Genomic DNA, 14,925 nt, shown 5'->3' on the forward strand with positions numbered 1-14,925 from the left:
AAAACCTCCACCAGACCGTCTATTTGCATCAGAGCCTGCGTGATCGTGCGGTCCTGATCCAGATGCGCGGCGATGTCGGCGGCCGAGAGCGGTTGATCGCTCGGCGCCTTCATGCTGACGGCCTGCACGCGTCGCAGCTCCAGTATTTTCAGTATCTGCTCGCCATAAATTCCGTTGATGCAGACGAGCGGCCAATCAGACGGACAGATGAAGGTAGCCAGCGCAGCCCCCATACCGTAGGAACCGCTGCCCTGGATTGGGACGACCGAATGTGTGTCATTCCCGTCGATCAGCTCGATCATCAGTTTACGCACCGAAGCCGCGATGTTTTTGAAGCTCCGGTCGCGCGAGCCCATATCGAATTGCATCTGTGCCGTCACTTCGTCGCTCAAGGCCAACGGGCCTGGTGTCATTAAGAAATGATGTCGTTCATCCATACAGCACTCCTAATTGAGACGTTTATATGCAGATGCGGTACGAACGCTTTGCCGCGCGGCAAAGTTTTCACAGGGGAATCTTCCTGTCTGTGCAAAATCTGGCGGTGGGCGAGTGCCGAGCTGCTTGCAGTAAGGCTCAGTAGCTCCACAATCTTGGCGGAATCGACGGATGCACGAATCGTTAGTCGGTAAGGGATTTTAGAAACCAACCGCTAGATTTTCAACGGAAAGCACGATCATTTCTAGATGCTATGGGAGGGCGGTGGAAGTAAGCCCGCTGGAGTAAAACGGCTTTTCCAGACCCATTTCGGCAAAGGAGCACGCAAAATGGATACGACTGACACGGCCCTCCCATAGCATCTAAGATAAGTAGTGTGCACGATCACTCGTCGCTACAAACGCCGTCATATGCCACCACCAACGTCGAAGGGCCGCGCGTAAGATCTGCTCTGCGAAGCGCCGCCGCAATTACCGAAAATTCTGTAGCGTTCGGTCCCGCCTTCGGGTTTCCGGTGACGGCCTGTTTCCACCCCCATGTGGTAGGTTGGCAGCAACGCTCCGTGACAGCCAATCGCTATTGCTCAATGTACCCAGCGCATGGGCTTTCAGCGGGGGCAAGAGAAAGAGGTTAATGGGTGTGTGAAGAGAAAAGCCAAGAAATCGAATCTGGCGAGCGCGAACCGATGCCACGCTACAGCGGATCATGGTCAATGATGCGATTATCAGGGCAGTCCACCACGGCACTGTCGCTGTCAATGCAAGCTGCGCGAGCCCCGCTAGAAGCGATAAGGCGAGAAATAGCGAGCCCAGATTCAGTCCGATCACCTCCAGCGTAAGGTAGCGATCGAGACAGGGCAGCAGGCGCAGCGAAAGCAACGTGTCCCGATAGGTACTGCGCGCCCAGCGCAGTTGTTGGCGCAGATACGCCCCCAGACTGTCCGGAACGACTGTCGCCGCAATGGCGTCCGGAACGTACTCGGTCCGATAACCTGCCGTCAGCATGAGAATCGTGAGATGGCGGTCCTCGCCGAAGTCGCTCGGTTTCCCGCAAAAAAGTTGCGTCTCGTACTGATCTAGCAGCAGAAGGAGCGCGGACCGTCGGTATATGGTACACGGACCGCAGCAACACATAACAGCGCCGAAGCGAGCCTGTGCGGCGCGCTCTTCGTTGCAAGCCAACCAGTACTCCATATCGATCAGACGGGTCAACCAGGTATCATTGCGGTTGCTGGCGGTCAACTGACCCATGGCGGCGCCTATCGTCGTGTCTCGCATTCTCAATACGAGCTTCTTGACGACATCGGGCGCCAGCGTCGTGTCCGAGTCGACGTTGAGTACCAGTTCCCCGGATGAAGCGCGTATTGCGGCGATTTGTGCCTTGCGCTTTCCCATATTTTGGGGGAGCGTAATGAGGTTGAATCTCGGGTCGCGTGTGTACGCATCGTATACCGGCCTCACGGCGTCGAGATTGCCAGAGCCGTCGTCGACCACATAGACCCGCAGTTTTCCGGCGTAGTCCTGGTTTGCAATGGACTCCAGGCACGCCGAGAGCGTGCGCGGTTGCTCGTTAAAGCACGGCACGATGACGTCCACGTCCGGCAGAGCGTCGGAGTCGACCAAGCCGTCCGACAGCGATGACACGTTTGTCGGCTGAGCATAAAGCGCCTGCGTGCTTTTATAGACAGTCGAGAGCAGCGCATAAAACGAGACAGCGCTAGTTGCGGCAAGCATGTTCATAGGGTGTCTGGTTCGTCCGCTGAGGTTGAGGAAGCGATCGGATTGCAAACCCCCGGTCATGCAATGCTGGAATCATGAGGGAAAGCGCCATGAGGGTCTGCTCGCGCAGACCAGCGTGAGTGCATCGTCCCAACTCATCGGGAGGGCATCCGTCGTGCAAGAGTACAATTGCGCCAGGCTGGACAGAGGCCAGCACTGCGCTGACAATCGCGTCCACGCCGGGACGGGACCAGTCTCGCGGGTCTACCGACCAGTGGAGGGGCGCCAGACCAGCGCTCGCTGACGTAGTGAGCACTGCTTCGGTCCACATGCCATACGGGGCACGCATATACCGCAGCGGAGCCTGGGGGCTCGCCATCCTGATGACCCTGCTTGCCGTTAGTATTTCCTGTTGTACTTCGGTGGGTTCGCATCTGGACAGGTCCGGATGAGTCATCGTGTGGTTTGCGACCTCGTGCCCTTCTGCGATCATTCGCTGGATCAGCTTCGGCTGACTCGCTGCGTACGCGCCGATGACGCAGAAAGTCGCCGGCACCCGGTGTTCCGCCAGCACATCGAGGATGTCCGGTGTGCAAAGCGGATTAGGGCCGTCGTCAAACGTCAAATAAACGCTGCGACGTCCGGAGATGTCAGCGCACTCGCTACGCGCTTCGAATAAGCAGTGCCTCACAGCTCTGGCCCGTTCCGATCAATTAGCGTTCCGGCCGGCCAGTCTCTCATTGACCGTCCAATCGGCAAGACGACAATGAGTACGTCCTCGATGCGCGTGGGCGGCTTGTCGAGATGCACTTCTCGCAGGGTCGACCTGACGCGAACTCCAGACACAATAGTCGCCAGACCGTGTCGGCCGAGCAGCCTTGCAATATGTTGCCGCAACGCGTGTCGAACTGTGCCGAAGCCGAATGGAACCCCAAGTTCCTGCAACACGGGATACATCACGCGCATTAAATGAGGGATTCCGAGTCCCTCAAGATCTGGACGTACCGCGTACAATCCTAGTTCGGCCACTAGTAGATCGACTGCGCCAACCTTGATGAAACGACGCAGTGCGCCGATATGAGCCGCTACGCCGCGCGCGTCGTAGCCGATTGCACGGACCTCTGGCCTCGCACCAGCCCAACTGTGATTGCCTTCGAATGGTTTTGCATTAAACGCCCCTGTCGGTCCGTAGGTCTGTCGGAAGAACTCGGACAGTTCGATGTGGTCGGCGAGTCGCAACTCGTTTTCCCAAGCCAGCCTCCACCGCACCTGAGAGCGCATGGAGAGAGGTCCTTCAGCTGTGGACACGGCCAAATTCACGACTGCCCCCTATGCGCCGTCCGGCCTTTGAGGGTGGACCTGACGCACGCGAACGACTTTCTGAGAAAGCGGTTCGATTTCATGAAATCATCTGCATTCTGGAACAGTTCTGGGATGAAGCCCGAAGAAAAGAGCATTTCCGTCAACGCTTCACAGGCCGATCGAACCGCATCCACGACGGAGATTACATCGAGTGCGCGTGCCTTTCGCACCAGATCTACCAAAGACTTCCCCCGCATCTTCCGCACGATCTGACTGCGACTGACACGAGATCCATTTGGCCGGGTCCCTGATGCATTTGGCACCTGCAATCGGCTGCTCGCGATTCGTCGCGAAGCCAAGGCGAAGTCGAGCGGTGGCTCAACTGTACGAAGGTAAGCGGCCGATATAGAAAGGGTTTGGAGAACTATGCGAAGTTTTGCCGGTAGTAAGCGCCTACGCGACCTGCCAGACGCTTGTTGCGTCGTGTCGGCGCGATCCAGCTTGTCCATGCCGCCGAAGGCCGTGGCCGCATTGGACATGCGCCTCGGTTGATGCTCGGCGTACGCCTGAGGATTTTTCTCGGAGTCAGGGCAAAGATCGACAACCATTTTGATATGCCTAAATTCCATTTCTCCGGCCCGACGTTTTGCTACAGTATTCATGAGAGCGTCCACGAGAAATTGACTTGAAATTTGGTGCCGTATCCGCCGAGAAAGTTCAGCGAGTTCGGCATCGGCGTTTCCTTCGTGCAGGTGATGAAGCGTCGTCAGTGGTGCTTCATGTTCCCACCGATATGGCCGCCCGTCGGGCCGTCCACGCCGCTGTTGCGCCATGCGTGAGCCAGTCGCAGACGGACTGCCCGCTCACGCCGAGTTGCTCAGCGGTAAGCTTGCGCTTGATCCTGTCTCCGAGCAGCGACAGGGCCGCGCTCGCGTGCCCCGATGCATGTGATTGATCGACAACTGCTGCAATGTCATTTCCTCGGCTTCGCTCAGTTCTACGACACACTTCTTCCGCTACCCGGCACCACGAAGGCGCCAGCAGGTTGACGAAACTCAATCGGATGTACCAGGAACACTATCCTCCATACTGTACAATTCGTGAAATCGATTGTTTTGATGGAACACATCCACACTATGGATAAGTTGGGATCATGCGTTTCAAGGGCCTCGATCTAAATCTCCTCGTCGCGCTCGATGCTCTGATGACCGAGCGTAACCTCACCGCGGCGGCACGCAGCATCAACCTGAGCCAGCCGGCCATGAGCGCGGCCGTCGCCCGGCTACGCGCCTATTTCTGCGATGAACTGTTTACGATGAGGGGCCGGGAACTTGTCCCCACACCGCGTGCTGAAGGGCTCGCTGCTCCAATCCGCGAGGCTCTGGTGCACATCCAGCTCTCCGTTATTTCCCGGGACGTCTTCAACCCGGCCAAATCGGATCGCCGCTTCAGGATCATCCTTTCCGATTTCATGGCAGTCGTATTTTTTCGAAAGATCGTGGAGCGTATTGCACGGGAAGCTCCCGCCGTCGGCTTCGAATTGCTACCACTTGCCGATGACCCCGATGAGGTTCTCCGGCGCGGCGAAGCCGATTTTCTTATCTTGCCGGAATTGTTCATGTCGAGCGCGCATCCTAAAGCGAAGCTGTTCGAGGAGAGACTCGTGTGCGTAGGCTGCCGCACGAACAAGCAGCTATCAGGGCAGCTTACATTCGAGAGATACATGTCGATGGGGCACGTTTCGGTCAGGTTCGGACGTACGCGGCGGCCCTCCATCGACGAGTGGTTTTTGCTTGAGCACGGTCTCAAGAGACGGAACGAGGTCATCGTGCAGAGCTTTAGCATGATCCCGCCTATGCTAATAAACACTGACCGTATAGGGACGATGCCCTTCAGGCTGGCCAAGCATTTCGAAAAAACGATGCCTCTGCGGATCGTCGAACTTCCGCTGCCACTGCCCGCATTCACCGAGGCCGTCCAATGGTCTGCCCTTCACAGCAGTGATCCGGCAAGCAACTGGATGCGGGAGATAATATTGCAGGAGGCGTCACGCATGGTTGCTCCGCGTGAGACCACGCGAAGACCAATCCACCCAGGTTAGGAAATGGGATCTTTCAGCAAGGCTTTTGCGGCATGGATCTGTGGGGTTTCGAGGGTTTTGTGGCGACATAACGGATATCACCACACCAGGCCTGATTCGGCGCGGTGACGGCAAACGCCTGATCGAGCAGGTTCGGCGCGAACGGCAAGCCATGTGTCAATCCGGTTGTTGCCTTGAATTTGCGTTTCTGGTTGCAACGCAACCCCCTGCTTGCGACGCAGTCTCTTTATCGGATACGCCGACGTGCAAGCCATGCGCTACGAGGTGCCTTGCAGGCGTTCGGCCCCATAACTCTCGCGGGAGCGCTGATGTGCGCCAGTATCTCTACCTCAAGCCGGGCCCCTGCTGCGCGCGGTGACGCCGCCATCGCTCTATCCACGAATCAAAGACATAGTGCGGGTAGATAGTCGATCCTGAAAAAATTCAGTTTGCGGTAGCGAGCCAAGCCAAGGGTGCGCCTGTCGGCGAACAGGAATCAGCCCATCGAAAGCGGTTGTGCCGAACAATCGCTCGGCTGCAGCGTGACATTGGCGAGCCCATGCAGCACCGCGAGGATAAAAAATCCAGGCCCCCGGCCGAGACGGACGACGGCGCGCAGCAACCAGCGCAGGTTGTAACCGGCAGCGCACAGTACCGCGTGTAGCGCATCGCCGCTTTGCCCTTTGAGCGAAATAATCGGCCCGCTGCCGCAAATCGCGCCGAAGAAACAAAGGGTGGCTTCGGTGTGGCAAAGTCGAATGCGGCGCTGCGGAAGACCGGTGAGGCAATGGTGCGTAATGCCCGTCTTTGAGCGTGGTCCTGGGTGACGTCATCGATATTGGTGAATCGGCGTGACGGCGTAAGCTGCTGTGCTGATATCCCGTTTAAGAGAGTGAGCTAACGACGTACCCGATGCAGCGCCATTCCCGCAACTGAAGATGGAGCAAGCCTTGGCCCAACGCAACCCTGCAGTCAGCCTGAAGCCGCGCAAGTCCCGGGCGGCAGCATTGTCGATCCCCCATCCCAATGCCGCCGGCATCGACATTGGCAGCGCGTCCCACTTTGTGGCTGTCCCGCCGGATCGGGACGATGAGCCGGTGCGCGAATTTGCCAGTTTCACGGCAGACCTCAACGCCATGGCCGACTGGCTCAAGGCCTGCCGGATCGACACCATCGCGATGGAATCGACCGGCGTGTACTGGACCGTGTTCGAACTGCTGGAGTCGCGTGGTTTCACGGTCATGCTGATCAATGCGCGTCACGTCAGGAACGTCTCGGGGCGCAAGTCCGATGTGCTGGATTGTCAATGGATCCAGCAGCTCATGACGTACGGTTTGCTGCGCGGGGCATTTCGCCCGGCCGACCAGGTCTGTGTGCTGCGCTCGCTGTGGCGCCAACGTGGGATGCTGTTGCGCAGCCAGTCGCGCCACGTCCAGCATATGCAGAAGGCGCTGACCCAGATGAACGTCCAACTCGCCAACGTCATCTCCGACTTAGTCGGTGTGACGGGCCAGAAGATCCTGCGCGCCATTGTGGCCGGCGAGCGGGATGGCCATGCGCTCGCGGGCATGAAGGATGCGCGTATCCCTGCCAGCGTCGAGGAGATAGCTAAGAGCCTGCAAGGCACCTGGCGTGCCGAGCACCTGTTCGCGCTCAGGCAGGCGGTGGACGCGTTCGACTTCATCGGTTCGCAACTGGCCGAGGGCGACCGCGAGATCCAGCGACAGTTGCAACGCCTGCAAACTCATGAGGGTGAACCTGCCAGGGGCAAGCAGCGCGGCCGGCCGGACACGCAACGCGCCGAAGTTTGACCTGCGTACGCAGTTGTTCAGGATGTGCGGCGTGGACCTCACGCGCATTGACGGCATCGACGTCACGACGGCGCTGGCTGTCATCTCGGAGATTGGCGCCGACATGTCACGCTTTCCCTCGGCGGCACACTTCGCGAGCTGGCTGGGGCTGTGCCCAGGAACCCGGATAACCGGAGGCAAAGTGATGAGTGGCAAGACCATGCGCTGCGCTAACCGCGCGGCCCAGGCCCTGCGTCTGGCCGCTACGGCATTGCGCACCAGCCAGTCGGCACTGGGCGCGTACTTCAGGCGGATGTGTTCGCGTATGGACAAACCGAAGGCCATTACCGATGTCGCCCACAAGCTCGCGCGACTCATCTACACAATGCTTACCAAGGGCGAGGAAATACACCGATCAAGGGCAGGACTACTACGAAGAGCGCTGCCGCGAACGTGTTCTTCGGCAGTTATCCCAGTGCGCCCAGAAGCTCGGCATGAAGCTCGTCGCCACAGAACAACCGCAACCCGTCTGAAGAACTCATTCCCAATCAGACACTTGGGGTGTGTTTCTTAAGAGAGCCAGCAACGCCGCATGCCGTGGTCGTCCTTCACATGGCCGATGACCGGTTCGATCGCGTGCCGTCGCTTGAGCCAACGTCGCTGCGTGCTGATCAGGGTCTTCCGTTTGCCGCGATGAATAAGTCATACTGATGATGTTTCGGTATTGACGCCCCGAACCCCGAGATCGACCAGCACGGCCTTCGGTTGCGGCATACCCGGCAGATCCTGCAACAGAATGGAGCTCTGTTCGAGTTGCTCCGCCAGCGTGTGGCCGTCGTATGGGTTGCCTGCGAACGCCCGTGCGCCGACGATCAGTCCTTGTTTCGCCGTGGTTGCGAGACCTCTTGACGCCGTGTCGGGTAGCCGCTACGAATTTGCTGCATAGCGACCCCCTCAGGACCGTGCATGTCCCTTTAATACAGACGGCTCAAGCCTTTCAAAGCCCCCGATTGGGAGGCGGTTCGTTACTGTTAGACCACGACGATGGATCTGTTGGTGGCAGACGGGATGGACCATGACGAGATTGGCCCGCGCACTCGATCCTCCGTCCACACGACGAATGCTTTGCGTAGCCTCAATCGTCCTGGGTTCCCTTCTGCCGTTAGTCCACCAGTATCGCGTCCAATACCCAGTGCCGCTCCTTCATGATGGAAGTATCGCGCTCTGATCCATCGTGCGCCCTTGCACGGATGCCGCCGGCAGCACCACTTCCACAACGCCTGCCAGATGGCAGTGTCGACTGCGCTGTAGACTTCTTTCGAGACCACGTATCGACGATAGTTCGACCAGCCATCGATGATCCGGTTGAGCAGGCCGATTAGATTGACCTGTTTGGCCGATGCATTGTCCTTGATGACTGTGCGCACTTTCGTCAGAAACGCTTGAACATTCTTTTTGGTGACTTCATGAGTAGCTTGCCGTTGGATATTTTCGAATGTTCTGCCCGAGGAAGTCGAACCCTTGCGAGATGTACGTGATCCTGGTCCTTTCCGGGGAGAGCGTCAGTCCGCGCTCCTACAGAAAGACCTCGACCAGTGGCTTGAGCTCGTCTTCCAGCAACTCTTTCGAGTGACCGGTGATCACAAAGTCATCGGTATAGCGCATCAGACTGAGGCAGCAATCAATGATGGACGACACCTGTAGTCGGCTGCACCGGAGTAGACAAATCGCAGTTGTTTTGAGCGACATCAATGGAACTCGCGTTCCCGGCGGAATCTGCGCGGCGAGATCGCAAAAGGAGAAAATAAGTAAATCAAGGCACTATAGTTTCACCGTCCTGCCATGAAAAGGCGTTATCTCTTGAAGTCAGCCCGTGAAGGGCGCGAGATCGAGGATGATATGCAACACAATACTCGTAAATCCGAACAAGGTGACAGAGAGGATGGTCACAACAACGGAGACGTCGTCATGCTGCATATCGCTTCCGTACGCGAAAGGCCTAGCTCAAAGTCCGAGACGGACCACGCGGTCCCTATTGTGCAGTGGTACGAGAGCGCGCTTACCGGCATCTTGGAGATATCGAAGGTACTTACCGCCCCCTGCCGGCTCGAAGTCATGTTGGCCAACGTCGTCGATCTCCTGCAATCGTTTGTGCAGATGCGGCTCGGCATCGTCTCTCTCTTCGACGATGATGGCGTACCGGACATTACCGTTGGCGCCGGCTGGAGCGAAGGCAGCGATGAGCGCTACCGGATGCGCCTGCCGCAGAAGGCAATTGACCAGATCATGTCGACGGACAGGCCGCTCGTCGCCGAGAACGTAGTGGGGCATTCGGGCTTCAGTGCCGCCGACATGGGCGTGCTCGGTGCTTCCGACAACATGCGAGTGTCGTTCATCGGCGTTCCTATTCGCATCGACGCGAAGGTCGTGGGCACACTGACCATCGACCGCATCCCGGACAATGGGTCGAACTTCCGGCTCGATTGCGACGTGCGGCTGCTTACTATGATCGCCAACCTGGTGGGGCAGACGGTGAAGCTGCATCGCTTATTCAAGAGCGACCGCGAGCGACTGATGGCGGGGAGGGACGGGCTGCAAAGACAATTGTCCGAGCTCAAGTACCCTGCGCAGGAGCGTAAGAAGTTTCAGGTCGAGGGGATCATTGGCGACAGTCCGGCGCTGCGCGGCCTGCTTGAGAAGATCGCGGTGGTAGCCAAATCGAACAGCACAGTTCTGTTGCGCGGCGAATCCGGTACCGGGAAGGAGCTGGTCGCCAAGGCCCTTCACGAGCTGTCGCCGCGAGCCAAGCGGGCCTTCATCAAGCTCAATTGCGCGGCGCTCCCTGAGACGGTGCTGGAATCCGAATTGTTCGGTCATGAGAAGGGTGCCTTTACCAGCGCCTTCAATTCGCGCAAGGGGCGCTTCGAGCTCGCCGACAAGGGGACGCTGTTTCTGGACGAGATCGGCGAGATTTCGGCCTCGTTCCAGGCAAAGCTGCTGCGCGTCCTGCAGGAGCAAGAATTCGAGCGCGTCGGCAGCAACCAGACCATCAAGGTCGATGTTCGCGTGGTTGCCGCCACGAATAAGAACCTGGAAGACGCGGTGGCAAGGAACGAGTTCCGCGCCGACCTTTATTATCGCCTCAGCGTGGTTCCCTTGCTGCTGCCGCCGTTGCGTGAAAGGCGCAGTGATATTCCTCTCCTCGCCGTTGAGTTTCTCAAGAATTTCAACAGCGAGAACGGCCGTACGCTGACCTTCGATGCGAGCGCGATTGAAGTGTTGATGAACTGCGGTTTTCCCGGCAATGTCCGCGAGCTCGAGAATTGCGTGCAGCGGAGCGCGACCCTGGCGCCGGGACCGGCTATCGTGAGAAACGACTTTGCCTGCTGCCACGGCCAGTGTCTGTCCGCGATGCTGTGGAAGAGCGGATCGGACGAGATGGCGCTGCAGCCCGGGCCGATCGTACCAGTGCAAGTGAAGCCGGGTACGCCCCCGGCTGAGGCTGCTACGCCGGGCGCAGTTGCGGTCCCGCCTGTCGGCAGCGAGCGGGCTCCGCTAGTGCCTAGCGGTGCAGCTCTCGGAAGTGGTGCGAAGATGACCAACCGCGAGCGTCTCATCGCCGCCATGGAAAGATCCGGCTGGGTGCAGGCAAGGGCGGCGCGGCTGCTTGGACTGACGCCTCGCCAGATTGGCTACGCGCTGAGGAAATACGGTGTCGAGATCAAGCGTTTCTGAAAGCACTGTCGGACTTGCGGCGTGTCGGGGCCGCGACATCGCGACTAATGCGAATAGCTCAGACAAGTCAAGCCAGGGTTTGGCGCGGACCTTGGCATGATCACGATCGGAAGCGGCCCAGTCGGTATCTCGACTAAGGTGGTGCGAACGCTGCGCTGTCATCGCCGGTGCGTCGGCCATGTCGCGCTCGACCATCAGCTCACACGGGATGCGGTCAGCGACGCAAGCGGTGGTGTTCGATCGCGTTGAATTTCTGGAGGCGCGCCCGGGGTCATATCAGCGAGGCGACTCTGTCGCACGCCAACAAGATCGCGCGCCGTCTGGGCGCTGTGGGCAGATGACCGGGAGTTCCGGGCAGAAGATACATCTGCCGCTGCGGTTGCGTAGTCAGCCCGGCTAATAGAAGGACAAAACGCTGACAACACGAGAAGAGTCGACCGATTGCTTAGGTAATCATGACGTGATGGCACGACAGGTTAGAGCGTGGTCGGCAAGGCCCGGGAATGTCCGAGCACCGTCGAGTGTGCGAAAGCGACGGGGAACCGATCAAGCGAAACCCGTCAGGCACAGCGGCACAGCCACATTGAAAGTCCGAATCTATGGTTGCAATCTACCTACCCATCATCACCGATTGAAAACTTGGCAAACTGAGGGTGTCCATGTACTGACATTCGTTGAGTCGAAGTTGGGATCGAGCGCGGCTGGCCGCAATGGCCAACATTAAGACATTCAGTAAAAGCGAGTAACAACCCAAGTTCGTTCCTCACGCATCACTACCCGTCTGCCTCGCCCGGCTTGATTCCGCCAAGGTATCGTGTGAGAGTTCGCCCAGAATTCCTCACTATCTCTGCCCAAGCGGAGTCCAGTCTCTCGCGGGGCATGGTCAGCGTAATGACACCGGCGAGTTGCCCGGACGGGCCGAACACCGGCGCGGCGATACCTGCCAATTGCGGATCGCGGTCTCCTGCTAGCGCGATGACCTGCTGGCGGCGGATCTGCTGACCGAGTGCCTCGTCGCCCTCGTGGCAGTAGGCTTGCAACACCCGGCCTCCTGTGCCACGATCCAGCGGCAGTAGCTCGCCCGCGCGGATGTGATCTCGCACAGGCTGTGGCGAGTCGACGCGATACAGGCATAGCCGTTGCGCACCTTGACGTACGTGAAACGCGGCGCTTTCACGGGTTGCGGCCACCAGTTCCTGCAGCACGGGTATCACCAGCGACTCGCTGGAGGACGATTGCGCATAGACGGCATGCAGCCTTGCGACGCCGGACCCCAGCACGTAGCAGCCATCGGCGCGGCGCACCACGAGATGCGCATGTTCCAGCGACGCGAGCAGGCGCAGCACGGTGCTCTTGTACAGACGCGTGCGTTCCGCGAGCGCGCTCAATGACAGCACGTGCGTGCCGTTGCCGAAGGCAGCCAGCAGGGTCAGCGCACGGTCGACTGCTGCCACGCCGCCGGCTGCCAGATTGTCGTCGGCCAACGATGCGATGGCGGGCTGTTTGGACATCGTGCTTCTCCTCAGACGGACCGTTGCAGCAACGCTTCCACTACGCCGAAGCCGAGGTGGCCCGCCGGATCGAGCTGTCGTAGTTGTGTGATCAACTGTGTTGCGGTTTCGCGTTCGCCGCGCCGCAGGCCGATGAAGGCGAGCGCCTTTAGCGTGAACAGCCAGAAGCGGGCGGGACCGGGCGGGATCGGGCGCGTGGAAGTTCGCGTCGCCGGCTTGTACCATCTGCCAATCCTCATTCAACCCGGCGGCATGCGCAGCTGCTTTTAGTCCCAGATGGGCCGCGTGCTCTGCCTCATCGAGTTCGCGGCGTCCGGCATGGAATTTGTTGAGCAGATAGTAGGCGGCAAGGCTTCGCGGAGAGGTCAGTGTGACGCTCCACAGGACTGCGTCGATCTGCTCGGCCGGCGCGCCATGCAGGCCTTCGATGAGGCGCCGCACCGGTTCGCGGCCTTCGAGTTGACGCGTGAAGATTTTCTCCACGTCGGCCATCGTCACGCCGCTGTAGAGCACCGCGTCGGGATAGATGAGCACGTTCGTGCCCTGATCGCACGGGCCGAGACAGCCCGAATACGTGATCGCGACGGTATCGGGCGCCTGGCGTTTCTGCTGTTCCGCCCAGAATGCCTTCAGCAGCGCGGTCGAGCCCTTGCGGCCTGCGCAGACGACGCGCGGATGCTGCGGCGGGCGGTTCTGGGTGCAAGCAAACACATGTCGTTCTGGTCTGGCCATGACGATGTTCGTCAACCGAACTTGAACAGGATGCCGTGACCACCGCGCGGGTAGTCCCACTCGATATTCTGGTGGTCGGTACAGAGGATGCGGCAACTGCCGCATTCGAGGCAGCCGTCGGTGATCAGCGTCACCGCGCCGTTGCCTTCGGCCTTGTAGCACGAGGCCGGGCAGACGAAGGTGCAACTCTTCTCGCTGCATTCGCTCCGGCAGACGTCGGCATCCTTGATGTGGACGTGCGGCCGTCCTGCATCGACGCGGTAACGGTTCTGGAACAGCTTTTCCTCTACGTTGACGGGTAGGGTGCTCATCGGAAGGCCCTCAGGAGTTTGTAGGCGTCACCCACGATGCCGGAAAGCGAACGGGCTTTGCGGAAGCTCGAAAAAATCTCGCGCTCCTTGCTTTTCTTGTCCTTACCGTCGACCGTGAGCATCGTGCGCGCGGCGCGCGCCATGAGGTCGGGGTAGGTCGTGAAGAACTGCGGATTCTGGTGCAGCACGGCCGGCATGTCGCGGTACTTGTGCAGGTCTTTCATCACGAAGCTCTGATCGAGCGCGGCCTTGTAGGCCTTGAGCGTGCCGGCGCGGTAGCCTTGGCCCGCGGCTTTCGCGTGGATCACCGTTTCGGCGGCGAGGCGTCCTGAGGTCATGGCAAGATTCGATCCTTCTCGGTGCGCGGCGTTCACGAAACCGCCTGAATCGCCAACGATCATCCAGCCGTGGCCGTAGACCTGCGGGATTGCGTGAAAACCGCCTTCGGGAATCAGATGCGCGCAATACTCCTTCATCTCGCCGCCCGCAATCAGCGGTGCGATCGACGGGTGCCGCTTCATCTTTTCGAGGAGCACATAGGGGCTCGTGCGGTTGGGGTTTTTCTTGAAGTCGCTCAGCATACAGCCCACGCCTATGGTGAGCGATTCCTTGTTGGTATAGAGGAAGCCAGTGCCCATCATGCCGTCGGTGATCCTGCCGACCATCTCGATCACGACGCCGTCGTCCTCGCCGACGTTGAAGCGCTGGCGGATCGTCTCCTCGGGCATGAAGAGAATCTCCTTGACGGCGAGCGCAACGTTGCCGGCCCCGATCTCTCCATGAAAGCCCGCCTTGCGCGCGAGCGTCGAATTCACGCCGTCGGCGAGCACCACCACGTCGGCATAGACATCGCCGTGCTCGCGGTCGCACTGCACGCCGACCACCAGGTCGCCGTCAATGATCAGTTCCTTCACCGTGGTCTCGCAGAGCAGCAGTGCGCCGGCTTCGCGCACTTTCGATGAAAACCACTTGTCGAACTGCGCGCGGATGATCGTGTAGCGGTTATAGGGCGGCTTGTTGTAATCCTCGCTGCGCACATGTGTACCGACAAACGACGTGTCGTCGAGCATCCACATTCGCTGCTCGATGATGTGGCGCTCCAGCGGCGCATCGTCGCGGAAGTCCGGGATGATCTCTTCGAGCGCTTTGGCGTACAGGATCGCGCCCTGAACATTCTTGCTGCCCGGATATTCGCCGCGCTCGATCTGCAGCACTTCCAGACCTGCCTTGGCCATCGTGTAAGCGGCAGCGTTGCCGGACGGACCGGCGCCGACCACGATCACATCGAACTGTGATGGTTTTCTCATCGTG

At 59.4% G+C, this 14,925-nt stretch carries 11 protein-coding genes and 4 pseudogenes; 4 read left to right on the plus strand and 11 right to left on the minus strand.

Annotated features, from left to right (window positions below; translation table 11 throughout):
* Positions 1–23 precede the first annotated feature (23 nt).
* On the plus strand, positions 24–416 hold the full coding sequence (locus tag B0G82_RS39895) for a hypothetical protein (protein ID WP_158608228.1): 393 nt from the start codon (positions 24–26) through the stop codon (positions 414–416).
* 489 nt (positions 417–905) lie between these two features.
* Here the strand turns inward: B0G82_RS39895 and nodC are convergent, their stop codons facing one another.
* The 4 genes from nodC to B0G82_RS37450 are packed head-to-tail and all read right to left on the minus strand — an operon-like array spanning position 906 to position 4,117.
* A complete protein-coding gene (gene nodC, locus B0G82_RS37435) occupies positions 906–2,174 on the minus strand; it encodes a chitooligosaccharide synthase NodC (RefSeq protein WP_121311304.1) in 1,269 nt (422 codons plus the stop codon).
* A complete protein-coding gene (nodB, locus tag B0G82_RS37440; protein ID WP_116140793.1) occupies positions 2,152–2,844 on the minus strand; it encodes a chitooligosaccharide deacetylase NodB in 693 nt (230 codons plus the stop codon). Before nodB ends, nodC begins: the two co-directional genes overlap by 23 nt.
* A complete protein-coding gene (locus tag B0G82_RS37445; RefSeq protein ID WP_121311305.1) occupies positions 2,841–3,434 on the minus strand; it encodes a NodA family N-acyltransferase in 594 nt (197 codons plus the stop codon). Before B0G82_RS37445 ends, nodB begins: the two co-directional genes overlap by 4 nt.
* Positions 3,435–3,469: 35 nt before the next feature.
* Entirely contained in the window at positions 3,470–4,117 is a 648-nt protein-coding gene (locus B0G82_RS37450; RefSeq protein ID WP_134466660.1) for a hypothetical protein, read from the minus strand.
* A gap of 491 nt (positions 4,118–4,608) precedes the next feature.
* Between B0G82_RS37450 and B0G82_RS37455 the strand changes: the two genes are divergently transcribed.
* The gene (locus B0G82_RS37455; RefSeq protein ID WP_121311307.1) at positions 4,609–5,556 is read left to right on the plus strand and encodes a LysR family transcriptional regulator; all 948 of its coding nucleotides are present in this window, start codon (positions 4,609–4,611) and stop codon (positions 5,554–5,556) included.
* A gap of 58 nt (positions 5,557–5,614) precedes the next feature.
* On the opposite strand, the pseudogene B0G82_RS40875 reads toward B0G82_RS37455, so the two are convergent.
* A pseudogene (locus B0G82_RS40875) lies at positions 5,615–5,786 on the minus strand (IS3 family transposase); the annotation flags it as partial.
* A 245-nt stretch (positions 5,787–6,031) separates the two neighbouring features.
* A pseudogene (locus B0G82_RS40880) lies at positions 6,032–6,223 on the minus strand (hypothetical protein); the annotation flags it as partial.
* 250 nt (positions 6,224–6,473) lie between these two features.
* Between B0G82_RS40880 and B0G82_RS37460 the strand changes: the two are divergent.
* Positions 6,474–7,858: pseudogene (locus B0G82_RS37460) on the plus strand (IS110 family transposase).
* A gap of 43 nt (positions 7,859–7,901) precedes the next feature.
* Here B0G82_RS37460 and B0G82_RS40885 read toward each other — a convergent pair.
* Together B0G82_RS40885 and B0G82_RS41170 are read right to left on the minus strand one after the other, a co-directional pair.
* Positions 7,902–8,225, minus strand: a pseudogene (locus tag B0G82_RS40885) (IS5/IS1182 family transposase); the annotation flags it as partial.
* A 675-nt stretch (positions 8,226–8,900) separates the two neighbouring features.
* Positions 8,901–9,023 carry a hypothetical protein gene (locus B0G82_RS41170; RefSeq protein ID WP_258875522.1) on the minus strand — a complete coding sequence of 41 codons (123 nt, stop codon included), beginning with the start codon at positions 9,021–9,023 and terminating at the stop codon, positions 8,901–8,903.
* Between the two features lie 162 nt (positions 9,024–9,185).
* On the opposite strand from B0G82_RS41170, the gene nifA reads away from it, so the two are divergent.
* Positions 9,186–11,060 (plus strand): nif-specific transcriptional activator NifA, encoded by a 1,875-nt coding sequence (gene nifA / locus B0G82_RS37470; protein ID WP_241975114.1) that lies wholly within the window; start codon positions 9,186–9,188, stop codon positions 11,058–11,060.
* 773 nt (positions 11,061–11,833) lie between these two features.
* Here nifA and B0G82_RS37475 read toward each other — a convergent pair.
* The 3 genes from B0G82_RS37475 to B0G82_RS37490 form a co-directional block, all read right to left on the minus strand.
* Positions 11,834–12,571, minus strand: a complete 738-nt coding sequence (locus B0G82_RS37475; protein ID WP_105512134.1) for a helix-turn-helix domain-containing protein — start codon at positions 12,569–12,571, stop codon at positions 11,834–11,836.
* A 743-nt stretch (positions 12,572–13,314) separates the two neighbouring features.
* Positions 13,315–13,614, minus strand: a complete 300-nt coding sequence (locus B0G82_RS37485) for a ferredoxin family protein (protein WP_105512133.1) — start codon at positions 13,612–13,614, stop codon at positions 13,315–13,317.
* A complete protein-coding gene (locus B0G82_RS37490; protein WP_121311309.1) occupies positions 13,611–14,921 on the minus strand; it encodes an FAD-dependent monooxygenase in 1,311 nt (436 codons plus the stop codon). Before B0G82_RS37490 ends, B0G82_RS37485 begins: the two co-directional genes overlap by 4 nt.
* Positions 14,922–14,925: the final 4 nt, after the last annotated feature.

The sequence above is a fragment of the Paraburkholderia sp. BL17N1 genome (assembly GCF_003634175.1).
Taxonomy (GTDB): Bacteria; Pseudomonadota; Gammaproteobacteria; order Burkholderiales; family Burkholderiaceae; genus Paraburkholderia.

Bases quoted from the DNA above. Each gene is read 5' to 3' on its own strand.
- nodC (WP_121311304.1), bottom strand. From the start codon at position 2,174: ATGAACATGCTTGCCGCAACTAGCGCTGTCTCGTTTTATGCGCTGCTC.
- B0G82_RS37445 (WP_121311305.1), bottom strand. From the start codon at position 3,434: ATGCGCTCTCAGGTGCGGTGGAGGCTGGCTTGGGAAAACGAGTTGCGA.
- B0G82_RS37450 (WP_134466660.1), bottom strand. From the start codon at position 4,117: ATGAATACTGTAGCAAAACGTCGGGCCGGAGAAATGGAATTTAGGCAT.
- B0G82_RS37455 (WP_121311307.1), top strand. From the start codon at position 4,609: ATGCGTTTCAAGGGCCTCGATCTAAATCTCCTCGTCGCGCTCGATGCT.
- B0G82_RS37475 (WP_105512134.1), bottom strand. From the start codon at position 12,571: ATGTCCAAACAGCCCGCCATCGCATCGTTGGCCGACGACAATCTGGCA.
- B0G82_RS37485 (WP_105512133.1), bottom strand. From the start codon at position 13,614: ATGAGCACCCTACCCGTCAACGTAGAGGAAAAGCTGTTCCAGAACCGT.
- B0G82_RS37490 (WP_121311309.1), bottom strand. From the start codon at position 14,921: ATGAGAAAACCATCACAGTTCGATGTGATCGTGGTCGGCGCCGGTCCG.